The organism is Stenotrophomonas sp. IS26 (genome assembly GCF_054188265.1).
Genome location: NZ_JBSZJV010000002.1, coordinates 200,481 through 224,075, shown reverse-complemented (window position 1 = coordinate 224,075; position 23,595 = coordinate 200,481). Strand labels below are relative to the sequence as shown.

Genomic DNA, 23,595 nt, shown 5'->3' with positions numbered 1-23,595 from the left:
ATCGTTTAACGTCGGTGAAACGCGGTGCAGGCGATGATGTGCGGCTCTACATTCCCCACCCCCGACCGGACCGCCCCCGATGACCCGTACTGCCGCCTGGCTGGCTTGCCTGCTGTTGATGACTTCGCCTGCCTGGGCTGCTGAAACGACCGTCACCGGCAAGGTGTATCAGGAGCGCGACGGCAAGCCCGGGCGCGGCCCGACCGATCCCGGCCTGGCCGGGGTACAGGTCTCCAACGGCGAAACGATCGTGCGCACCGCCGCCGATGGCAGCTACAGCCTGCCGGTGCGCGAGGGCCAGACCATCTTCGTGATCAAGCCGGACGAGTACCGCTTCCCGGCGGCGGCCAATGGGCTGCCTTCCTACTGGCGCCACTACGCGCCCCAGGGCTCGCCAAAGCTGAAGTACGACGGCATCCGCGCCACCGGCGGCGCCCCCCGCAACTGGGATTTCGCGCTGGAACCGGCCAAGGGCACCGATGCGGCACGCAACGGTTTCGAGATGCTGGTGTTCACCGATTCGCAGACCGCCAGTCGCCAGGACATCGGCTACTACCAGCGCGCCATCGTCGAGCCGATCATCGGCAAGCACCCGGCGCGGCTGGGCACCACCCTGGGCGACATCGTCAACGACGACCTGAGCCTGTACCCGGACATCAACAAGGTCACCGCGCAGCTGCAGGTGCCGTGGTTCCACGTGCCGGGCAACCACGACCTGGACATGGACGCCGGCAACGATGCGCACTCGCTGGACAGCTGGCGCGCCGTGTACGGCCCGGATACCTATGCGGTGGAAGAGGGCGGCGCGAGTTTCGTGTTCCTCGATGACGTGGTCTACGACCCCAAGGCCAAACCGAGCTACGTGGGTGGCCTGCGCGCGGACCAGTTCACCTTCCTCGGCAATTATCTCAAGGGGCTGCCGCGTGATCGGCTGATCGTGCTTGGCATGCACATCCCGCTGTTCGATGCCGCGCCCGGCCGGGAGACGTTCCGCCATGCCGACCGCACGCGTCTGTTCGCGCTGCTCAAGGACTTCCCGAACGTACTGGTGCTCAGCGGCCACAGTCACACCCAGCAGCACTACTACCACGGTGCGGCCGAAGGCTGGCAGGGCAGCAAGCCGCTGCACGAGTACAACGTGGGCGCGGCCTGCGGGGCATTCTGGTCGGGCGTGAAGGACAGCAACGGCATCCCCGATGCGACCATGAGCGATGGCACCCCGAACGGCTATGCGGTGCTGTCGGTCAAGCCCGGTGGCGACTACGGCCTGCGCTATTACGTGGCGCGTGCGCCGGACGATTACCAGATCGCCCTGCATGCGCCGAAGGTGCTTCGCCAGGGCGCGTATCCGGCCTGGGGCGTATACGCCAACGTGTTCATGGGCCAGGCCGATTCGTTGGTGGAGTACCGCGTGGACGATGGCGCCTGGCAGCCAATGAAGCGCGTCGAGCAGCCCGATCCGCGCCTGCTGCAGGAGAACGTCGCCGACGACACCGCCGAGCGCCTGCGTGGCTTCGACCGCTCGCCGGAAGCCACGCCGTCACCGCACCTGTGGCGCGGCGCGCTGCCGACCCACCTGGCCGTGGGCGAGCACAAGGTGGAAGTGCGTGCCGTGCAGGGCGATGGCCCGACGGCCACGGCCAGCACCAGCTACCGCCTGCAGACCGCCAAGCCCTGATCACGGCGCCGTGGGTTCAGTACGGCGCTGTATGGCGCAGGCGGCTTTGCATTCCCCCGGCGATGCCTGAGAATCGCCGGGATTCAATCGATTCAACCAAGGCAAGCGAGTGAGCGCAGCGGTACCGGTTCCGGCTCAACCTGATGTGGCGCGGACCGCGGCCCACCGGGATTCCCCCCCTGACACGCTGATCGTGGCCGATGTGGGCGGCACGTTCGCCCGCGTCGCGCTGGCCACTGTGCGGGCGGGTGCTGCGCCACAGCTGAGCGGCCTGCAGCGTTATGCCTGCGCCGAGCACCCCAGTCTGGCCGCGATCCTGGCCGCTTTCATCGCCACGCTGCCGGCAGCGCCGGACAGTGCCGTGGTGGCGATCGCTGGCTTGCTGGACGGTGATCACTTGGTCAACACCAATCTGCCCTGGCCGGTCTCGGTCGCCCGGACCCGTCACGATTCCGGGCTGGCGTCGCTGGCGCTGATCAACGATTTCGAAGCGGTGGCCTATGCGATTCCGCACGTGGCGCCGGAGACGATGGTGGCCCTCAATGGCGATCCCGAGCCGGGACCGCGCTGGCCGGCGCTGGTGCTGGGCCCGGGCACCGGCCTGGGCGCAGCGCTGCGCTTCGAGGGCGGCGAGCGGCCGGTGCTGGCCAGCGAGGCCGGCCATGCCGCGTTGAACGCGTGCAACGGGCTGGAACTGGAGGTGCTCTCGCGCCTGCTGCAGCGTTGGGAGCACGTGGACAACGAGCGCGTCCTGTCAGGTGGCGGCTTGATGAACCTGTATCCCTGCCTGTGCGATATCCGTGGCGTCACGCCGCACTTGACGAGCACCGAAGCCCTGATCGCGGCCGCCCATGAGGGCGTGGATGCGGTGGCGGTCGAGACGCTGGAGGTGTTCTGCGCCTGGCTCGGCAGTCTGGCCGGCGACCTGGCCACGACCTTCGGTGCGCGCTCGGTCTACCTGGCCGGTGGCATCTCCACGCGGGTAGACCGCTTCCTGCGCGATGGCGGTTTCCGCGCACGCTTCCTGGCCAAGGGCGTGATGCACGATGTGCTGTGCCAGGTGCCGATCTGGCGGGTGGACCACGGCGAGCTCGGCGTGCTTGGCGCGGCGGTCTGGCATGCGGAGCATCGCTGCATCGTCGTGTAATTCCCTCATTTTCCGTTCGCTGGAGACCTACCCATGACTGACCGCAGGCGATTTCTCCAGGCCAGTGCCTTGGCCGCTGGCGCCCTCGCGCTGCCGACGTTGCAGGCACGTACTGCCTCCGGCGCGCGCGTCGTGTCCACCTGGGATTTCGGTGTGGGAGCCAACCAGGTGGCCTGGAAAACGCTGGCGAGCGGCGGCTCCGCGCTCGATGCGGTCGAGGCCGGCGCGCGCTGGGCCGAGAGCGATCTGTGCAATCCCACGGTCGGGCGCTGCGGCAATCCGGACCGTGACGGCGTGCTGAGCCTGGATGCCAGCATCATGGACGGCGATGGCCGCTGTGGTTCGGTGGCGGCGCTGAGTGATATCGCGCACCCCGTCTCGGTGGCACGGCGGGTGATGGAACAGACGCCGCACGTGATGCTGGTGGGCGAGGGCGCGCAGCAGTTCGCGGTGCAGCAGGGCTTTGAACGCAGGAAGCTGCTTACCCCGGAAGCCGAGAAGGCCTGGCGCGAGTGGCTCAAGACCGCGCAGTACACGCCCGAGATCAATGCCGAGCGCCGCAGCCGCCCCGGCGACAGCAGCAACCACGACACGCTGGGCATGCTCGCCATCGATGCCCAGGGGCATCTGGCCGGTGCCTGCACCACCAGTGGCATGGCCTGGAAGATGCACGGCCGCGTCGGCGACAGCCCGATCATCGGCGCGGGCCTGTACGTAGACAACGAGGTCGGCGCCGCCACCGCCTCGGGCGTCGGTGAGGAAATGATCCGCAATGCCGCCTCATTCCTGGTGGTCGAGCTGATGCGCCAGGGCCGCTCGCCGGCCGAGGCCTGCCGCGAGGCGATCGCCCGGGTAGTGCGCAAGCGCCCTGAGGCAAGCAAGACCCTGCAGGTGTGCTTCCTCGCGTTGAACAAGCACGGTGAGGTCGGCGCCTATGCGCTGCACCGCGGCTTTGTCTACGCGGTCTGCGACAAGGACCGGCAGGACGATCTGCGTGATTCCGCCTCGGTGTACACGAGCGAGCAGACGTGAGCGCGCCGTGCCGAGTGCTGGAGATCGCGTCCAATTCGGTGGCCTCTGCGTTGGCCGCCCAGCAGGGTGGCGCGGATCGGATCGAACTGTTCGACAACCTCGCCGAGGGCGGCACCACCCCGTCGCAGGGCAGCATCGCGGTCGCCCGTGATCGCCTGCAGATTCCGCTGTTCGTGCTGATCCGGCCGCGGCCTGGCGATTTCCTCTACACCGCGCTGGAGGCCGAGATCATGCTGCGCGATATCGCGTACTGCCGTGCACTCGGCTGCGAGGGCGTGGTGATCGGCGCGCTGGATGCCGACGGTGGCATCGACATGGCGTTGTGCCGTGAACTGGTGTCCGCGGCAGGTCCACTCGGCATCACGTTCCACCGCGCCTTCGATGCGGCGCGTGATCTGCCGGCGGCGCTGGAGCAGATCGTGACGCTGGGCTGCCAACGCATCCTGAGTTCGGGCGGACAGGCCAGTGCACTGGCCGGTGCCGATGTGCTGGCCGCCCTGGTGGCGCAGGCCGGCGACCGCATCTCACTCATGGCCGGTGCGGGAATCACTGCGGCCAACGCCGTGGAGGTAGCCCAACGCAGTGGGTGCGTTGAACTGCACGCCTCAGCGAAGGCGACGCAGCCGTCGGCAATGCGTCATCACAATCCCGAGTTGACCGGGTTGTCACCGGACTGGAACGTGACCGACACAGCGCACGTCAGAGCACTGCGCGCGGCTCTTGATAATAGTGATAATAGGGACGGAGGTAGTTAATCCGCGACGCCCGGCCGCAATTAACTACCTCCGTCCCCATTAGAAAAACGGCAGCCGCCTGTACAAGCGCAGCTGCCGTGGAGGACCGTTGCCCCGCCCGAAGGCGGGGGCGGGTGAGGCTTAGAACTTCCAGTTCACGCCGAAGTACAGCTGGCGGCCGGCATAGATGTTGGACAGCAGGCGGGCCTGGCTGTCATCGCCGATATAGCTCTGCAGCTCGGACTTGGTGGCGTTCAGTACCGAGGCGGTGACCGTCCAGTCCGGGGTGATGTTGTAGGCCACGTTGAGGTCGAGCTGGTCGTACGGCTTGGTGTAGGTGGTCATGCCGTTGTTCAGGCCGCCCACCACTTCGCCACGGCGGTTGTACGAGGCGCGGGCCAGGATCGTGTCGTTCTCATAGAAGATCGTGACGTTGGCCTGGTTCTTGGCGCTGCCCACCAGCGGCGAGGCACCGATTTCTTCCCCATCCAGCACGATCGAGGCGAGGTTGGTGTCGTTGTAGGTGTAGTTGGCCTGGACGCCGAAGCCCATGTCGAAGGTGTACTGGCCGTACACTTCAACGCCCTGCGAGACGCCGTCACGGCCGTTGGCTTCGGTGCGGTACTTCTGCACGGTGACCGACTGCCCGCCGACCGTCATCTGCTGGTCGCGCACCACCGGCACGGTGAAGTTGTCCACGTTCTTGCGGAACAGCGCCACGCCCGCGGCAGAGCCGGGCTTGAAGTACCACTCCAGGCCGAGGTCGAACTGGACGGCCTTGAACGGTTCCAGGTTCTTGTTGCTGCCCGAGCCGTACCAGCCCGGGGTGTCAGTACCACCGGCCACACGGCGGTCGTTGCTGTACTCCTCGCTGATGTAGTTCAGGCCGCCCGGGTAGGCGATGCTGGTATAGCCCGGCCGCGCGATGACCTTCGAGGCTGCGCCGCGCAGCACCAGGCTGTCGTTGATGTCCCAGGCGATGTTGAAGCTCGGCAGGAAGTCGGTATAGGTCTTGTCCAGCGAGCTGAGGGTGTAGACCTTGTCGCGCACCTGGTTGTCCGGCAGGCGCACGAAGCCACCCTGGCAGCGCAGGGTCGGATCCGCGGCCGGGTCATCGCAGCTCATCGGCGACCCGTTGGCGTTATCGACGAAGTAATCGTTGAAGCGCTCGACCGAATCGCTCGACTGGGCGAACTGCTCGGTACGCACCACGCGCACACCGACATTGCCGCGCAGGCGCTCGGTACGGAAGTTGGCCTGGAAGTACCCGGAGTAGATCTTCTCGTTGACGTCGTAGACGAAGTCTTCTTCGGTGCGGTTGTGCGAGCCGCCGTAGGTCTGGTTGAGGTAATTGATGTAGGCCGGGTAGTTGATGCCCGGGAACACGTTGGCGTTGAAGCCGCCGGCGATGTTGCTGATCGGGTTGGACAGGAAGAAGCCCGGCTGGGCATCACCGGCGGTGGAATCGCAGCCGGCCTGGTAACGGTTGTTGTCGTAGTCGGCCGGATCCAGGCCCTGGCACACCCAGTAGGTGTTGCCGGTGTTGCGGTGGACCTTGCCGTCACGGTACTTGGTGCCGAACTGGATGGAATCCAGCCAGCCGGTCTCGAACAGTTTGGTGAAATCGGCCTGGAAGTAGTTCTGTTCAACCTCGGTCTGCATCCACGACGAGTCGGTCGAGCCGGTGTCGACTTCGGCAATGCCGGCCATCAGCTGCTGCTGCAGGTCCGGGGAGAACTGCACCGACGGCGTGCCGGTCAGGTCCCATGCGGTGTACTGGTTACCCGACAGATAGTCCGGACCGACCTTGCGGCGCGGCTTGGCCGACATCCGGAAGTTCATCGACGGGCCACCTTCGGACCAGGTACGGCCACCGGTGAAGGACGCCTTCCACAGCGGGCTGATGTCCCATTCGACCGACAGGTCGGCGGTCTGCGAAAGCGCCTTTTCCTTGCTGTAGCCACCGGTCAGCTGCGGGGTGGGCAGGGTGCAGTCGTCCGGCCCCCAGCCGCCCGGCGCAAGGCCGGCCGCCGCGGCCTGTTCTTCGCTGCAGATGTAGGCCTTGCCTGGCAGCTTCTCGAACTGTGCGCCGGTCACGATGCTGCCGCTGGGATCGAAATCGAGCCCGTTGAGCAGCCGGCCGCCGGCCCAGTTACCGTCACCATTGAAGCGGGCCATGCTCCACTCCGGCACCTTGAGCATGTTCTGGGTGTAATCGCCCTGCAGCTCGAAGCGGAAGTAGTTGGCGGTCAGGGTCAGGTTGTCGAGCGGCTTGAACTGGAAGGTCAGCTGGCCGCCCTTGCGCTCGCGTTTTTCTTCCTTCACCGCGAAGTTGACCGAGGTCGGCATGAAGAAGTCGCTGTAGTTGCCGCCGGTCTGGTTGTTGAAGCCGGACTGCCCCCACCAGTAGTGGATACCATCCTGCGGCAGCGCATTGCCGTTGGCATCACGCGCGTCACCTGCGCCATACCACTGGTAGTCCTCGGTGCTGGCTTCCATGGTGCGGCTGGTGCGCTTCTGCTGCGTCACGCCCACCAGCACGCCGAAGCGTTCGTCCTTGCTGTGCCAGGAATACAGCGCCGAGGCCTGCGGATCGATGTCGTGGCTGGTGTCCGATGAGGTGCCTTCCAGGTTGACGTAACCGGAGTTGGCTTCCATATCGAGCGGGCGGCGGGTATGCAGGATCACGGTGCCACCGATGCCGCCTTCGTCGATGCGCGCTTCCGGGGATTTGAACAGCTCCGCGCTGGACAGCATGTTCGACGGCAGCAGCGTGTAGTTGAACGAACGCGACGCCTCGTTGTTGGTTTCCGAGGTGGCGACGTAGTTGCCGTTCAACTGGGTGAGGGTCAGGTCCGGCGCGAGGCCGCGCACGCTGACGCTCTTGCCTTCGCCGCCACTGCGCGTGATCACCACGCCGGGCACGCGCTGCAGCGCGTCGGCCACGTTCTTGTCGGGAAATTTGCCCACGTCTTCGGCGGTGATCACTTCGACCACGGCGTTGGCATCGCGCTTCTGCTGCAGGCTCTTCTCGATGGCGTAGCGATAGCCGGTGACGGTCACGCTGTCGAGCGTGGTCGCATCGGGGGTGCCGGTGGCCGGGGTTGCTTGTTGCGCGAAGGCGCTGGCCGGCACGATGGCCGTGGCCAACGCGCTGGCAATGGCCGCGGACAACGCAACGCGGCGGTGCATGCGTGACATCTTCATTCCACTCTCTCCCTCTCCTGGATTGAAACGGTGGCGATACGAATTCTTTGAATCGATCTAATGTTTGAAGCCGACTTTCTCGAGCGTCGAGTTGCCTGGCGCGTCCCGCATGCATCGCGTGGGGCAGTCCCCCGGCTCCCCACTTCCGGCAATCGTGACCGTTTTAAGTTGGATCGATCTAAACGATTGGCGGGGGATTTTTAGCACGACCGCGCGGGGGACGCATGCTGCTCCGCAATATGGATCCCGGCGGTGCTTTCGCTTGTGCCGGGCCGAGGCCGCGGCGGCGCTGGGTTGGCCGCCCCAGCCCTGTCGGCGGGCCGACGGGTGCCGATCCGCTTGCCCACGCGTGGGCGGTGCAGCCGAGTGCGCAACTGGACACGCTGCTGCTGGCCCCCAGGGTGCCGCCGATGTTGCAGCGCAGAATGCATCCCCCGAAATTCCCGTGCTTTACTTAAATCGATCTAAATTCACCGGGGTGTGGATTGGGTCCCAGTCCAGGGAACCAGCGGCGCCCGCCGCCACTGGTTCGCGCTGCCGCCACGTCCGCCAAGGAGTCCGTGTCCGTGACCCGTTTTTCTCACCGTCCTTCCGTTGTTCCCGCCGCCGGTGCCGTCCCGGCCCGCCGCCGCCCACTGGCGGGTCTGGCCTGCCTGCTGGCCCTGAGCTGCGCGCCGCTGTTGCTTCAGGCCGCGCCTGCGGCGCTGGAGCGCGAGGTCAACACCTTCATCGGCAGCAAGGACGATGGCAATACGTTCCCGGGTGCCTCGGCGCCGTTCGGCCTGATCCAGGTCAGCCCGACCGGTGAGCACTATGCTGGCTGGCGCTACGACGATCCCAAGATCCGTGGCTTCGGTCATTCCTTCCTGTCCGGCGCCGGCTGCTGGGAGCAGGGCGGCCAGGTCTCGGTCCTGCCGGTGACCGGCAGCATCGGCCCGGGCGGTGACTTCAATACCGACGACGCCAAGAGCTTCGACCACAAGCGCTACGCCTCCAGCTACACCCACGAGGGTGAAATCGGGCAGGCGGGCTACTACAAGGTGCGCCTGACCAACTACGGCGGCATCGACGCGGAGGCTACCGCACGCACGCGTGCCGCGGCCGAGCGTTACACCTTCGCCGCCGATGCGGGCACCGGCCACGTGCTGGTCAACCTCGGCCAGGCCAACGAGCGCCATTCGGTGATCGGCAGCGTGGTTGATGTTGTCGGCGACCGCGCGGTGGAAGGCAAGCTGGTCACCAAGAGCTTCTGTGGCGGGCATCAGTACACCACCTGGTTCCGCATCGAGTTCGACCGCCCGTTCAAGGCGTTCGGTACCTGGGGCGAGGGCGGCGGCCTGCCGGGCGCACGCCATGGCATGGAAGGCGAGCTCAAGCCCAGCGGCGCCTGGCTGAGCTTCGATCTGGCCAAGGGCCGTGCGGTGACCGCGGTCAGCGCGATCTCGCACGTGGATGACGAAGGGGCGCGCGCCAATCTGCGCAGCGATGGCATGCAGGGCGGTCGCCTGCTCGGCTTCGATCAGATGCGCCAGATGGCCCAGCAGCAGTGGCGCAAGGAATTGGCGGCCGTGCGTGTCCAGGGCGGCAGCAGCGACGACCGCACCGTGCTGTACACCGCGCTGTACCACGCGTTGCTGCAGCCGCTGACCGGCAGCGATGCCGACGGCCGTTACCGTGGCTACGACGACAACATCCATCGCGCCGATGGCTGGACCTACTACGAGTACTTCTCGCTGTGGGATACCTACCGCGCACAGAACCAGTGGCTGGCGTTGACCAAGCCGGAGGTCGCGCGCGATATCGGCCGCACCCTGCTGGCGATTGAAGCGCAGGGCGGTTGGCTGCCGCGTTGGGGCTACGCCAACTTCGAAACCAACGTGATGACGGGTGACCCGGTCACGCCGTTCCTGGTGGACCTGTGGCGCTTCGGCGCGCTGGCCGGCCGCGAAAGGGAGGCCTACACCGCGCTGCGCAAGAATGCGTTCGAGGTGCCGCCGATGAACTCGCGTCATGCGGGCCGTTCGGGCAACCCGAGCTACCTGGCCAATGGCTATGTCCAGTACGACCGCGCCTTCCCCTCCAAGGGCATGGACGTGGATCCGCACCACGGGGGTTCGGCGACGCTGGAGTACGCGCTGGCCGACTGCGCCCTGGCGCAGATGGCCGATGGCCTCGGCCATGCCGCCGATGCCGGCGTGCTGCGCGAGCGTGGCCGCAACTGGCACAAGGTGTGGGACCCGTCGGTGCGCGATGAAGAGGGCGATTTCAACGGCTTCCCGCGGCCGCGCATGGAAGATGGCGCGTGGTACCTGCCGGCCGATGGCGCGTACAGCCCGCGCTCGCACCATGGCTTCCATGAAGGCACCGCGTGGCAATACCAGTGGCTGGCGCAGCAGGACGTGCCGGGCCTGGTCCAGGCCATGCACGGCCGCGAGCAGGCCGCGCGGCGCTTGGATACCTTCTTCGCTTACGACGCGCTGGTGAAGTCGCCGCTGACCGCCGCCCGCAAGGAATGGGTGGTCGGTCCCTACAGCTACTACAACCAGTACCGCTACAACCCCAACAACGAACCGGACCTGCACGCGCCCTGGATGTACACGCTGATCGGGCAGCCGTGGAAGACCGCCACCGTGGTGCGCGCCGCGCAGCAGTTGTTCACCAACGCGCCCAACGGCGTCACCGGCAACGATGACCTGGGCACGATGTCGGCCTGGTACCTGTTCAGTGCGCTGGGCCTGTACCCGGCGGTGCCGGGCAGCGGCGAGTTCCTGTTGCATACGCCGCGCTTCGCCCGCGCCGAGATCGATCTGGGCCAGGGCAGGACGCTCACCCTGAAGGCGCCGGGCGCGGATGGCCGCCAGTTGCAGTATGTCCAGAACGTGCAGGTCGATGGCCGAGCGCATGCGCCGGTGTGGCTGGACTGGGCGCAGCTGCAGCGCGGTGGCACCATCGCCTTCGCCCTGGGCAGCACCGCGCAGGAGAACGGCTGGGGTACCCAGGCCGAGGCGCTGCCGGCGTCCTTCTGCGCCACCCCCGGCGCGGTACTGGAATGAGCCACACGCTGGTCCGCGCCGTGGCCAGCCCACCGGGGTTGACCCTCGGCGCGGGCAGGGACCGCTGGTCAATGCGATCGTTTAGGCTTGCACCTTGCTTGAGGAACCCGACGACCCGATGAAAGACAAGGCCACCCCCGCCGGCAAAGGCACGCGCGCGGTCACCGTGACCGACATCGCCGAAGCGATCGGCGTGTCGCGCGCGACCGTCTCGCTGGTGCTGCGTGGCAGCCCGCTGGTGAACGTCGACACCCGTGCCAAGGTGGAGGCCGAACTGCGACGGCAACGCTACGTGTACAACCGCGGCGCGGCCAATCTGCGTCGCCGCACGTCCTCAAGCGTGGCCCTGGTCATCAACGACCTGTCCAACCCGTTCTTCGCCGAATTCGCCTCCGGGGTGGATGAAGCGCTCGGCGGCAAGGGCTTCGTGACCCTGCTTGGCAGCACCGGCGAATCGCCGGAGCGGCAGCAGGCGGTGCTGACCACGCTGATGGAGCACATGCCCGCCGGGTTGATCCTGTCGCCGGCCGAAGGCAGCGATGCCGGGCAGCTGCGCCAGGTGCTCGGCCATGCCAACGTGCTGCTGTTCAACCGCGAACTGCCGGGGGCCGACTGGGACTTCCTGACCCTGGACAACCAGCAGGGTGCCTACCTTGCCACCCGTCATCTGATCGAACAGGGCCACCGCCGCATCGCGTTCTATGGCGGCCACGCGGTCTCCAGTTCGTGCCATCAGCGTCGTACCGGGTATGCGCAGGCGCTGGTCGAGGCGGGCATGCCGGTGCAGCCGGCGTGGCTGATCGAAACCTCGCCCAGCCGCCTGGATGCGGCTGCGCGCGCCGGCGAGCTGTTCGCGCTGGATGCCGTGCCGACCGCAGCGGTCTGCTACAACGACAGCGTCGCGCTGGGCCTGATGCTGGGCCTGGCCTCGCGCGGCGTGCAGCCGGGCCGCGACTTCGCGGTGACCGGTTTCGATGATATTTCCGAGGCCTCGGTGGCATCGCCGCCGCTGACCACGCTGACCGTCAACCCGCGCGAGCGCGGGCGACAGGCGGCTGAACTGCTGTTGCTGCGTCTGGATCATCCCGACGCGGCGCCGGCCCGTACCGTTGCACCGGTCCAGCTCCGCGTTCGCGAGAGCAGTGGCGCGATGACCGTCTGATGGTTTCCCCAATCACCTGCTCGCGCACTGAGGCGCGTACCTGAATGCCCATCTCTCCTACGCCCCGCCTCCCATCCTCATCCTCCGCTGCGCCCGTGGTGAACACGCGTGTCGCGCTGGCCGTGGCGACCACCATCTTCTTCATGTGGGGCTTCCTCACCTGCCTCAACGACATCCTGATCCCGCATCTGAAGGCGGTGTTCGAACTGAACTACGCCCGCGCGATGCTGGTGCAGTTCACCTTCTTCGGTGCGTACTTCCTGATGTCGCTCCCGGCCGGCCGGCTGGTTGCGCATCTGGGGTACAAGAAGGGCATCGTGGCTGGCCTGGCGATCGCCGCGGTTGGTGCGCTGGGCTTCTGGCCGGCCGCCGAACTGCGCGTGTATGAAGCCTTCCTGGGCGCCCTGTTCGTGCTGGCCACCGGCATCACGGTGCTGCAGGTCGCGGCCAACCCGTACGTGGCGCTGCTCGGTCCGGAACAGACGGCCTCCAGCCGGCTGACCCTGGCCCAGGCGCTGAACTCGCTGGGGACCGCGATCGCACCGATCTTCGGTGGCCTGCTGATCCTGGGCAACACGGTCAAGAGTGCCGACGAGATCGGCGCGCTGCCGGCTGCCGAGCAGATCGCCTACCGCGTGCAGGAAGCGCAATCGGTGCAGGGCCCGTACGCCGGCCTGGCCGTGGCGCTGTTCCTGCTGGCCGTGTTCGTCTACCTGTTCCGTCTGCCCGCGCTGACCGAGACCACCGAGCAGGCCGATACCAGCAAGCACACCCTGCTGGATGCGCTGCGCCATCGCCACGTGCTGTTCGGCGTGCTGGCGATCTTCTTCTACGTGGGGGCGGAGGTGTCGATCGGCAGCTTCCTGGTCAACTACCTGTCGCTGCCCAACATCGGCGGCTTCACCGAGAAGGAAGCCACCCATTACGTTTCGGCTTACTGGACGCTGGCGATGATCGGTCGTTTCGCCGGCTCGGCGATCATGACCCGGTTCTCGCCGCGTGTGCTGCTGACCCTGTTCGCGGGCATGAACGTGGCGCTGCTGGCCCTGACCATGCTCAGCCAAGGGCAGGTCGCGCTGTATTCGATCGTGGCGGTGGGCCTGTTCAATTCCATCATGTTCCCGACCATCTTCGCGCTGAGCATCGAACGCCTGGGCACGCTGACCAACAAGGCCTCCAGCCTGTTGATCATGGCCATCGTCGGCGGCGCGGTGGTGCCGTACCTGCAGGGCCTGCTGGCCGACCAGATCGGGCTGCATGAGTCCTTCATCCTGCCGCTGCTGTGCTACGGCTACATCATCTTCTACGGCCTGTCCGGTTCGCGCCCGGCCGTCGGATTCCGACAGGGAGCTTGAGGCCACGATGTCCAAGATTGTTTGTTTCGGCGAGATTTTGATCGATCTACTTGCCCAACCGCCGGCCACCCCGGACACCCCGCGTGCCTTCCTGCAGTATGCCGGCGGTGCGCCGGCCAACGTCGCCGTTGCCGCAGCGCGGCTCGGTGCGGACACCCATTTTGCCGGCATGCTCGGCCAGGACATGTTCGGCGACTTCCTCGCCGAGAGCCTGGCCAGTGCCGGCGTGGCGACCGACTGCATCGTGCGCACCGACGCCGCCAAGACCGCGCTGGCGTTCGTTGCCCTGGATGCCAGCGGCGAGCGCAGCTTCAGCTTCTACCGCCCGCCGGCGGCCGATCTGTTGTTCCGCAGTGTGCACTTCCACCCGAACTGCTTTGAAGGCACGCGCAGCTTCCACGTGTGCTCCAACAGCCTGACCGAGGCCGAGATCGCGCAGGCCACGCTGGAGGGCATGCGCCGCGCCCGCCAGGCCGGTGCGATGGTGAGCCTCGACCTCAACCTGCGCCCCGCGCTGTGGCCGACCGCTGTCGACCCGCTGCCGCGGTTGTGGGAAGCGCTGTCGCTGGCCGATCTGGTCAAGCTCTCGCGCGAAGAACTGGAGTACCTGGCGGCCGCAGTGCCGGGCGGCGACGCCGCCGTGATCGCGCGCCTGCTGGGTGCGCAGGCGCAGGCGGTGGTGATCACCGACGGTGCCGCGCCGATCCGCTGGCATACCCGCCACGCCCACGGCGTGCTCACCGGCTTCCGTGTCACGACGGTCGATTCCACCGCGGCCGGCGATGCCTTTGTCGGCGGCCTGCTGTTCGGGATTGGCGAGCGCGGCGGCGACGGCACCGGTTTTGCCGGGTTCTGCCAGGACCCCACCGCGCTGGTGGAGGCGATCCGGTTCGGCGCGGCCGTCGGTGCTTTGGCCGTGACCCGCAAGGGCGCCTTCGCCGCGATGCCCAGCCTTCATGAAGTCCAGCAACTGCTGCAGCAACAACAGGATGACGCCGCATGACCACGCCGGTTCCGCCGACCCCCGACTTCCGCTCGCCCGCGTTCCTGCGCGCCCACATCGCGCAGACGATGGCGTTCTACCAGCCGCATGAAATCGACCCCAAGGGCGGTTTCTTCCACTACTACCGTGACGATGGCAGCGTGTACGATGCCAGCCACCGCCATCTGGTCAGCAGCACCCGGTTCGTGTTCAACCATGCGATGGCTTACCGCGAATTCGGCAAGCCCGAGGATCTGGCGGCGGCCGAACACGGCGTGCGCTACCTGCGCGAGGTGCATCGCAATCCGGCCACCGGCGGTTATGCGTGGACGCTGCGCGACGGCGTGGTCGAAGACGCGACCAACCACTGCTACGGCGTGGCGTTCGTGCTGCTGGCCTACAGTTGCGCGCTGAAGGCCGGCATTGCCGAGGCGCGTTCGTGGATGGACGAGACCTGGCAGCTGCTGGAAACGCGCTTCTGGGAACCGGCGTTCGGCCTGTACAAGGACGAAGCCGATGCCGACTGGAACTTCACCGACTACCGCGGCCAGAACGCCAACATGCACATGTGCGAGGCGATGCTGGCCGCCTTCGAGGCCAGTGGCGAGCAGCGCTACCTTGATCGTGCGCTGTTGCTGGCCGACCACATGACCCGCCGCCAGGCGGCGCAGGGCGACGGCCTGGTGTGGGAGCACTACGACACCCAGTGGCAGATCGACTGGGACTACAACCGCCACAACCCCAAGCACCTGTTCCGTCCGTGGGGTTTCCAACCCGGGCATCAGACCGAGTGGGCCAAGCTGCTGCTGATCCTGGATCGCCACGTACAGGCCGACTGGCTGGTGCCGACCGCGCGGCATCTGTTCGATGTGGCGGTGGCGCGCAGTTGGGACGCCGAGCGTGGTGGGTTGTATTACGGCTTCGCGCCGGATGGCAGCGTCTGCGATGACGACAAATATTTCTGGGTACAGGCCGAATCGCTGGCCACCGCCGCGCTGCTGGCCAAGCGCACCGGCGATGCCGTGTACTGGGACTGGTACGACGCCCTGTGGGGCTACGCGTGGCAGCACATGATCGATCATCGCTACGGTGCCTGGTATCGCATCCTGGATGCGGACAACCGCAAGTACAGCGATGAGAAGAGCCCGGCCGGCAAGACCGATTACCACACCATGGGCGCGTGCTACGAAGTGCTCAACGTGGTCCGTTGAATCCGGAAGCCGACCGTCGGTCGGCTTCCCCGACATCCCGGTAGCGCCGACCGTTGGTCGGCTGCCCCCGCAGCCAGGCAGGTCCCCATGCGCGCGCACAGCCGTCTCCATGTCGTTGCACCGGCCAGCTGGCTGATGCTGGTCCTGCTGGCAGCATGGGCGCTGCCCGTGGCAGCCGCCCCGCTGGCGGCCGAGTGGTCATTCCGCCTGATGCCCGGCGATGCGCAGCTTCGTGCCCACCCGCAGCTAGCCGAGTGGCGTGCCGCACAGGTGCCCGGCGCGGTGCATACCGACCTGCTGGCGCGGGGGCAGTTTCCCGATCCTTACGTGGGTGCGCCGGAGGCCGGGCTGCAGTGGATCGGCCTGGCCGACTGGGAGTACCGCGCACGATTCGATGTGGATGCGACGACCTTGGCGCGCGCGCACGCCGAGCTGGCCTTCGAAGGCCTGGATACGTTCGCCACGGTCACGCTCAACGGCCAGCCGTTGCTGCAGGCCGACAACAGCCATCGCACCTGGCGTGCGCGGGTGGAGGGCAGGCTGCGGCCTCGCGGCAATGAACTGCGCGTCGTGCTGCGCTCGCCGATCCGCACGCTGCTGCCGGGCGTGCAGGCGATGCCGCACAAGATCGCCGGCAACTACCCCTCGCCGTATGGCGATGAGCCCAAAGACGCGATGGTCGGCAATTTCGTACGCAAACCGGGCTACCACTTCGGTTGGGACTGGGGCCCGCGTTACGTGACCGCGGGCATCTGGCGGCCGGTGACGCTGGAGAGCTGGGACGCGCAGCGGCTGACCGCGCTGGTGGTGCAGACCCGCAGCCTGGACGCGGCCAAGGCTGAGCTTGAGATCGCGGTCGAGGTGGAAAGCGCAGTGGTTGGTTCCGCGTCGGTGCAGATCGAGGTGCTGGATCCGGACGGCACGCGCGTGGCGCGCATCGACCGCAGGACGATGCTGAAGGCCGGTGACAACCGCGTCGCGGTGCCGGTGGCGCTGCAGGAGCCGCGGCGCTGGTGGCCGGCCGGGCAGGGCGAGCAGGCCCGCTATACCGTGCGTGCCACGCTGGCACCTGAGACGGCGGAGGCGACGCACATCGAGCAGCGCACCGGCCTGCGTACCGTCGAGCTGCGCCGCGAGGTGGACCGCAACGGCGGACAGGGCTTCGTGTTCGTGATCAACGGTGTGCCTATCTTCGCCAAGGGCGCCAACGTGATTCCGTTCGACATGTTCCCGGCGCGTGTGGACGCGGCGCGGATCCGGCGCGAGCTGACCGCGGCGCGCGATGCCAACATGAACATGCTGCGCAACTGGGGCGGTGGCTATTACGAAGAGGATGTGTTCTTCGATATCGCCGACGAGCTGGGGCTGCTGGTCTGGCAGGACTTCATGTTCGGTGGCGGCATGCAGCCCGGCTACGATCCAGCGTTCCGCGCGAACGTGGTCCATGAGGCGCGCGACAATGTGCGTCGTCTGCGCCATCACCCCAGCGTGGTGCTGTGGTGTGGCAACAACGAAGAAGAGACCGCATGGAAGGACTGGGGCCACGGCCGTGACCTGACCGCTGCCGATCCTGCCTTCGCCGCGAGGGTCTGGCAGGGCTATGTGGAGCTGTTCGGCAACGACCTGCGCCAGGTGGTGGCCGAGGAAGGGCTGGGCGTGCCGTACTGGTCCAGCTCGCCGAGCAATGATCTGGACGAGAAGGCCAACGATTCCACCCGTGGCGACAAGCACTACTGGCAGGTGTGGGGCAACCCGGCGCTGCCGGTGACCGCCTACCTGCGCGAGACGCCGCGCTTCATGTCCGAATACGGGCTGCAGGCCTGGCCGGTGCTGCGCACGCTGGACGGCATCATTCCCGCCGCCGAGCAGCAGGTGGACAGCCCAACGGTGCGCGCGCACCAGAAGTTCATGGCGGGCGAGGGCAACCAGCGCCTGCTCAAGTACATTGAGGAGGAGTACGGCACGCCGCGTGACTTCCCCACGTTCGTCTACCTGAGCCAGGTGATGCAGGCCGATGGCATCCAGCTCGCTGCCCTGCATCACCGGGCCTCGCGGCCGTACACGATGGGCTCGCTGTACTGGCAGCTCAACGATGTATGGCCGGGGGCGTCGTGGTCCAGCATCGATTACGCCGGCCGCTGGAAGGCGCTGCACTTCCACGCCAAACGTTTCTTCGCCGACCACGCGGTGGCGGCGTTGCGCGACGAGGGCGTGACCCGGGTGAGCCTGCTCAATGATCGTCAGCAGGGCCTGCAGGCGACATGGCGGCTGCGCGTGCTCGATCTCGATGGCACCCAGCGCAGCGAGCAGCGGCACACCGTGGCAGTGCCACCGCTGTCAGCACTGGAGGTAGGGCAGTTCGCCGATGCCGTGTTGTTGAAGGGCGCCGATCCGGGCCGCACCGTGGCGGTGGTCGAGCTGTTCGACGGCGCCACGCTGTTGTCGCAGCAGGTGGTGTATTTCGTCCCGGCCAAAGCGTTGGCGCTGTCACCGGCGAAGATCGACAGCGCGCTGCGCGCCGATGGCGACGGCTACCTGCTGACGCTGCGCTCGCCGACGCTGGTGCGGGCGCTGTGGATCGACTTCGATGGGCTGGATGCCGCGCTGGAGAACAATGCGCTCGACCTGTTGCCGGGTGAAACGGTGACGATCCGGCTGCGCGCGGAGGCGGATCTGGCCACGCTGCGCGGCGCGTTGCGCCTGCACTCTTTGGCAGATATCCGGAGGTAGGGCCACGCCATGCGTGGCTGGCGTGGTACCGGAATCGCGCGAAAGGCATCCACGCGTGGCGTGGATCCACCCGTTACAGCGTGATCTGCTGGAAGTTCTCGACGCGGTCGTGGCCGTGGGTGGCCTCACCGCTGCGCGGCAGCGGGTAATCGTCCAGGCGGTCGATCAGGCGCGTCTGCAGGCCGGCGTCGCGCGCGGCATCCAGCTCTTCCACCACGTCAGACAGGAACAGGATCTGCGCGGCCGGTACGTCGATCGCCTCGACGATGTGACGGTAGCTGTCGGCCTCACGCTTGCCGCCCACTTCGGTGTCGAACCAGCCCGAGACCAGCCCGGTCAGGTCACCGGCTTCGCTGAAGCCGAAGAACAGCTTCTGCGACGGCACCGAGCCGGAGGAATACACGTACAGCGGCTTGCCCTGCGCATGCCAGCCCTTCAGGACGGCGGCCACTTCCGGATAGAAGTGCGCCTTGTAATCGCCGTTGCGGTAGCCGCTTTCCCAGATCATGCCCTGCAGCGCCTTGAGCGCGGTGTGCTTGCGGTCCTGGTCGATCCAGCCCTGCAGCGTCTCCACGATCAGGCTGTCCTGGCAGGCACCACCGATCTCCACCGCCACCGCGTCTAGCCAGCGGCGCACCTGCGGCTCCTGGCCGTGCGCGGCGACGAACGCCGGCAGCGCCTTGCGCGCATACGGGAACAGCACGTTCTTGACGAACGAAATGCTGCTGGTGGTGCCCTCGATATCGGTGAGGATGACGGTCGGTTGCGGCATGGATCAGTCGGCCTGGTGCTGTGCGGGGTGGTAACGCGGGAAGGTCTGGGCGATGTCGCTGCCGGTGAAATGGCCGACCCAGCCATCCGGCTCGGTGAAGAAGCGGATCGCCACGAAACTCGGTTCCTCGCCCATATCGAACCAATGGGTGATGCCATCGGGCACGGCGATCAGGTCGTTCTTGACGCACTCGATCTCGTAGACCTTGCCGTCCACGTGCAGGGTGAACAGCCCGGAGCCGGCGACGAAGAAGCGGACTTCATCTTCCTTGTGGAAGTGCTCGTCCAGGAACTTCCTGCGCAGCTCGGCGCGGTTCGGGTTGTCCGGCGCGATCGAGGCGACGTCCACGCTCTTGAAACCGTGCGTGGCGACGAGACGGTCGATATCGACCTTGTAGGCGGCGAAGACCTCGTCCTGGCTGGCGCCCGGCGCGACCTCGTGGGCCGCCTGCCAGCGCTCGAACGTGACGCCGATCTTCTTCAGTTCGGCAGCGATCGCCTCGCCATCCCGGCTGTCGAACAGCGGGACATCCGGGGCGGTGTCATCAAAGATACGGAGTCGGCTCATGGCGGCGGCATCGAGGCGAAGAGGGGAAGGAAAGGGTACCAGTGCGGCGCCGGGGTGGGGGCGACGTACTGATGCCGATGCGCGGAATACAGATTCTCTTCAGGAATCTGAGCGCGATCAGCCACGCAGCTTGCGCAGTTCCAGCTCACAGTGCAGCAGGAATTCGAAGGCTTCCATGTGGCGGCGCGCCTCGGCCATGGTGCGGCCCCACGCGTACAGGCCGTGGCCGTCGATCAGGTAGCCCCACAGCGGCTGGGTGTCGAGCAGGGCATCGACCTGGGCCGAGAGCACGTCCATGTCCTGTGTATTGGCGAACACTGGCACATCGATCGCCATCTCGTGGGTGCTGTTGCCGTGGAAGGCCTTCAGCAGCTCGTAGCCTTCCAGGCGGATATGGCCCTGCGGCGCATACAGGCGCGAGGCGATGGTCTGCACCGGCGAATGGGTGTGCAGCACGCAGCCGATCTCCGGGAACCGGCGATACAGCTGGGTGTGCAGCAGCGTCTCGGCGGACGGGCGCAGCGGGCGGCCGACGGCCTGGCCGTCGAAATCGACCACCATGATGTCGTCCTCCACCAGCCGGCCCTTGTCCTTGCCGGACACGGTGATCGCCGCGTGGCGGTCATCCAGGCGGTGGGAGAAGTTGCTGCTGGTGGCCGGGGTCCAGCCGGCGTGCGCCAGCTCACGGACGTTGTCGATCAGCAGCTGGGCCAGCTCGCTCAGGCGCGCGGTGTCGTACGGGAAGGTGGGGGTGCTCATGGGGCTATTTTACGGCGCTTCCATCGATTTCGCGCGCTCTGCGGTAGTGCCGGCCGCCGGCCGGCTCCTCATGAGCGTGTTGGGTGCAGGTGGAGCCGGCCAGCGGCCGGCACTACTTGCGCAGCCGGCTATGGCGATACCCATAACAGAAATAGATCGCGAAACCGCCCAGCGTCCAGAAGCCCATCAGCATCCAGTTGTGGGCCGTCATCGCCGTCAGCAGCGCGATGCAGCTGAGCACGCCCAGGCTGCAGATCAGCCACGCCATCGGCATCCGGAACGGACGCGGCAGGTCCGGTTGGGTACGGCGCAGGATCAGCACGCCCGCGCAGACCGCCGCGAACGCGATCAGCGTGCCCATCGAGGTCAGCTCACCCAGCACGTCCAGCGGGAACACTGCCGCCAGCAGCGCGATGCCGATACCGGTGATCACGGTGTTGATGTGCGGCGTGCGGTACTTGGGATGGATCTTGGTGAACAGGGACGGCAACAGCCCGTCGCGGCCCATGATCATGAAGATGCGCGGCTGCGCGATCACCATCACCAGCACCACCGAGGACAGCCCGATCAGCGCGCCGATCTCCACGACCACGCGCAACCAGCCCAGCTGCGGATGCGCCGCCACCGCGGTCACCACCGGCTCATCGGTCCCCAGCAGTTGGTACGGCACCAGCCCGGTCATCACCGCGGCCATGGCGATGTACAGCACGGTGCAGATCACCAGCGAGAGCAGCATGCCGATCGGCATGTCGCGCTGCGGCTTGTGCGACTCCTGCGCGGCTACCGACACCGCCTCGAAACCGATATAGGCGAAGAACACCATTGCCGCACCGCGCAGCACGCCGTCGAAGCCGTACTTGCCCGGGCCTTCGTTTTCCGGAATGAACGGGGTCCAATTGGCCGGGTCCACGTACTTCCAGCCAACCACGATCACCAGCACGATCAGCGCGGTCTTGAGCACCACCATCGCCATGTTCATGGCCGAGGATTTGCTGATGCCCACGTAGCACAGCCAGGTCAGCAGCAGCACCAGCACCGCGGCCGGGATGTTGGCGATGGCGCCGGTCGGGCGCAGCTGGCCATCCAGTGGCGCGCTGACCAGCGCGGCGGGGAGATGGATGTCGAAATGGCTGAGCAGGCTCAGGAAATAGCCGGTCCAGCTGACCGCCACGGCCGAGGCGGAGACGCCATATTCCAGCACCAGCATCCAGCCGATGAACCAGGCCGAGAGCTCGCCGAAGGTGGCATAGGTATAGGTGTAGGCACTGCCGGAGACCGGCACCATCGCCGCGAACTCGGCGTAGGCCATCGCGCAGAATGCGCAGCAGATCGCGGCGAGCACGAACGACAGCATGATCGCCGGGCCGGCGTGGTTGGCCGCGGCCTGGCCGGTGATCACGAAGATGCCGCCGCCGATCACCGCGCCGATGCCCAGCGCGGTCAGGCCCCAGGGGCCGAGGGTGCGGCGCAGGCTCAGGCCGTTGGCGTCTTCATGGGCGGCGTGCGGATGCTTGGTGGCCCACAGTTGCTTGAACATGGTTTGGATGTCTTCTCAGGCGCGACGTATCAAACGGCCGGGCCGGCACGTGGCCGGCCCGGCAGCACTCAGGCGTTCTTCTTGTTCAGCTTGCTGTGGCGGATGCCGTAGCCGAAGTAGATGCACAGACCCAGCAGGGTCCAGGCCACGAACAGGTGCCAATGCACGACGAACGCCTGGTAGAACAGGAACAGGCAGGCCAGGGCGCCCAGCGGGCAGATGACCCACACCAGCGGCACGCGGAACGGTCGCTCCAGTTCCGGGCGCGTGTAGCGCAGGACAAGCACGCCGATGCAGACGGTGGCAAAGGCCAGCAGGGTGCCCATCGAGACCAGTTCACCGAGCACGTTCAGCGGCACGGTACCGGCCAGGGTGGCGGCAATGGCGCCGACAACGATGGTGCTCCAGTACGGGGTACGGAAGCGCTTGTGCACCTTGCCGAAGATCTTCGGCAGCAGGCCGTCGCGCGAGATCGTGTAGGCGATGCGGGTCTGGCCCATCATCATCACCAGCACCACCGAGGAGAGGCCGGCGATCGCACCGATTTCCACGGCGGTCTTCAGCCAGGACAGGGTCGGGTAGGGCTCCAGCGCGGTCGCGACGGGCTTGTCCGTGCCCAGCAGGTGGTACGGCATCATGCCGGTCAGCACGGCGCAGACGATGATGTAGACGATGGTGCACACGGCCAGCGAGCCGAGCAGGCCGATCGGCATGTTGCGCTGCGGGTCCTTGGTTTCGCCGGCGGCGGTGGAGACCGCATCGAAGCCGATGTAGGCGAAGAACACGATGGTTGCCGCACGGAACACGCCACTCCAGCCGAACTCACCCGGCACGCCGGTGTTCTCCGGAATGAAGGGGGTCCAGTTGGCCGTATCCAGGTGCGCGGCGCCGAACCCGATGAACAGACAGATCACGGTGACCTTGATCGCCACGATGATCGCGTTGACGAAGGCCGACTGCGTCACGCCGACGTACAGCAGGCCCGAGACGGCCGCCACGATCAGCACCGCCGGCAGGTTGAACAGCTTGCCGGAGGAGATGAACTCATGGCCAGTCCAGGCGATGGGCGCGGCGCTGAGCGCATCGGGGAAGGGCATGTTCAGCGTGGTGGTGATGAAGCTGATCAGGTACGCCGACCAACCCACCGCGACCGAGGCCGAGGCGAACAGGTACTCCAGCACCAGGCACCAGCCGATGAACCAGGCCATGCCTTCGCCGAGGGTGGCGTACGAATAGGAATAGGCGCTGCCGGAGACCGGCATCATCGCCGCGAACTCGGCGTAGCACAGGCCGGCCAGCGCGCAGGCAAAGCCGGCGAACACGAACGAGAGCATCACCGCCGGGCCGGCATGGTTCGCCGCGGCCTGGCCGGTGAGCACGAAGATACCCGCACCGATCACCGCGCCGATACCCAGCAGGATCAGGTGTTTCGCTGTGAGGGTCCGCCTCAGTGTGGGCTCGCCGTCCAGGCTGCCTTCGATGGGCTCGCCGGCATCGACGTGCGGTGCCGGTGCGACCGGTTTGACCCTCAACAGAGACTTCAGCATGCAGTGCTTCCCTAAATGAACAAAGGTGAGGCGCGCGGTACATTGCCGCACGCCCTGATGGCGACTGGGCGCCCCAGCGGTGCGGGGGCCGCTGTACCTTAGCCAAAGCTGAAGCCGCTGTA

General features: G+C 66.8%; 16 protein-coding genes. 10 read left to right on the top strand and 6 right to left on the bottom strand.

Annotated elements, in window-relative coordinates:
- The first annotated feature begins 79 nt into the window (after positions 1 to 79).
- From ACW6W5_RS02915 to ACW6W5_RS02900, 4 genes are all read left to right on the top strand, one after another.
- On the top strand, positions 80 to 1,678 hold the full coding sequence (locus ACW6W5_RS02915; RefSeq protein WP_152150675.1) for a calcineurin-like phosphoesterase C-terminal domain-containing protein: 1,599 nt from the start codon (positions 80 to 82) through the stop codon (positions 1,676 to 1,678).
- Positions 1,679 to 1,823: 145 nt separating this feature from the next.
- A complete protein-coding gene (locus tag ACW6W5_RS02910; RefSeq protein ID WP_152150677.1) occupies positions 1,824 to 2,825 on the top strand; it encodes a glucokinase in 1,002 nt (333 codons plus the stop codon).
- A 33-nt stretch (positions 2,826 to 2,858) separates the two neighbouring features.
- Complete coding sequence (locus ACW6W5_RS02905; protein ID WP_152150679.1) at positions 2,859 to 3,857, top strand: N(4)-(beta-N-acetylglucosaminyl)-L-asparaginase; 999 nt, start codon at positions 2,859 to 2,861, stop codon at positions 3,855 to 3,857.
- Complete coding sequence (locus ACW6W5_RS02900; protein WP_152150681.1) at positions 3,854 to 4,612, top strand: copper homeostasis protein CutC; 759 nt, start codon at positions 3,854 to 3,856, stop codon at positions 4,610 to 4,612. The genes ACW6W5_RS02905 and ACW6W5_RS02900 overlap by 4 nt, the downstream gene beginning before the upstream one ends.
- Positions 4,613 to 4,732: 120 nt before the next feature.
- On the opposite strand, the gene ACW6W5_RS02895 is transcribed toward ACW6W5_RS02900, so the two are convergent.
- The gene (locus ACW6W5_RS02895; protein ID WP_152150683.1) at positions 4,733 to 7,798 is read right to left on the bottom strand and encodes a TonB-dependent receptor; all 3,066 of its coding nucleotides are present in this window, start codon (positions 7,796 to 7,798) and stop codon (positions 4,733 to 4,735) included.
- A 566-nt stretch (positions 7,799 to 8,364) separates the two neighbouring features.
- Here ACW6W5_RS02895 and ACW6W5_RS02890 point away from each other — a divergent pair.
- The 6 genes from ACW6W5_RS02890 (at position 8,365) to ACW6W5_RS02865 (ending at position 18,291) form a co-directional block, all read left to right on the top strand.
- Complete coding sequence (locus tag ACW6W5_RS02890; protein WP_152150685.1) at positions 8,365 to 10,851, top strand: GH92 family glycosyl hydrolase; 2,487 nt, start codon at positions 8,365 to 8,367, stop codon at positions 10,849 to 10,851.
- Positions 10,852 to 10,969: 118 nt separating this feature from the next.
- Complete coding sequence (locus ACW6W5_RS02885) at positions 10,970 to 12,013, top strand: LacI family DNA-binding transcriptional regulator (RefSeq protein ID WP_121036657.1); 1,044 nt, start codon at positions 10,970 to 10,972, stop codon at positions 12,011 to 12,013.
- 44 nt (positions 12,014 to 12,057) lie between these two features.
- Positions 12,058 to 13,368, top strand: coding sequence for an L-fucose:H+ symporter permease (fucP, locus tag ACW6W5_RS02880; RefSeq protein ID WP_152150687.1), 1,311 nt, complete (start codon positions 12,058 to 12,060; stop codon positions 13,366 to 13,368).
- A 7-nt stretch (positions 13,369 to 13,375) separates the two neighbouring features.
- Positions 13,376 to 14,371, top strand: a complete 996-nt coding sequence (locus ACW6W5_RS02875) for a carbohydrate kinase family protein (protein WP_152150688.1) — start codon at positions 13,376 to 13,378, stop codon at positions 14,369 to 14,371.
- The gene (locus ACW6W5_RS02870) at positions 14,368 to 15,561 is read left to right on the top strand and encodes an AGE family epimerase/isomerase (RefSeq protein ID WP_152150690.1); all 1,194 of its coding nucleotides are present in this window, start codon (positions 14,368 to 14,370) and stop codon (positions 15,559 to 15,561) included. Before ACW6W5_RS02875 ends, ACW6W5_RS02870 begins: the two co-directional genes overlap by 4 nt.
- 87 nt (positions 15,562 to 15,648) lie before the next feature.
- Positions 15,649 to 18,291 carry a beta-mannosidase gene (locus ACW6W5_RS02865; protein ID WP_152150693.1) on the top strand — a complete coding sequence of 881 codons (2,643 nt, stop codon included), beginning with the start codon at positions 15,649 to 15,651 and terminating at the stop codon, positions 18,289 to 18,291.
- A gap of 73 nt (positions 18,292 to 18,364) precedes the next feature.
- Here ACW6W5_RS02865 and mtnC read toward each other — a convergent pair whose 3' ends face one another.
- The 5 genes from mtnC to ACW6W5_RS02840 all read right to left on the bottom strand — a co-directional run bounded on the left by mtnC (position 18,365) and on the right by ACW6W5_RS02840 (position 23,473).
- The gene (mtnC, locus tag ACW6W5_RS02860) at positions 18,365 to 19,063 is read right to left on the bottom strand and encodes an acireductone synthase (RefSeq protein WP_152150695.1); all 699 of its coding nucleotides are present in this window, start codon (positions 19,061 to 19,063) and stop codon (positions 18,365 to 18,367) included.
- 3 nt (positions 19,064 to 19,066) lie between these two features.
- Entirely contained in the window at positions 19,067 to 19,630 is a 564-nt protein-coding gene (locus ACW6W5_RS02855) for a 1,2-dihydroxy-3-keto-5-methylthiopentene dioxygenase (RefSeq protein ID WP_121036663.1), read from the bottom strand.
- A 117-nt stretch (positions 19,631 to 19,747) separates the two neighbouring features.
- Complete coding sequence (locus ACW6W5_RS02850; RefSeq protein WP_121036664.1) at positions 19,748 to 20,389, bottom strand: methylthioribulose 1-phosphate dehydratase; 642 nt, start codon at positions 20,387 to 20,389, stop codon at positions 19,748 to 19,750.
- Between the two features lie 112 nt (positions 20,390 to 20,501).
- Entirely contained in the window at positions 20,502 to 21,926 is a 1,425-nt protein-coding gene (locus tag ACW6W5_RS02845) for an amino acid permease (protein ID WP_152150697.1), read from the bottom strand.
- A 68-nt stretch (positions 21,927 to 21,994) separates the two neighbouring features.
- The gene (locus tag ACW6W5_RS02840) at positions 21,995 to 23,473 is read right to left on the bottom strand and encodes an amino acid permease (RefSeq protein WP_121036666.1); all 1,479 of its coding nucleotides are present in this window, start codon (positions 23,471 to 23,473) and stop codon (positions 21,995 to 21,997) included.
- Positions 23,474 to 23,595 lie beyond the last annotated feature (122 nt).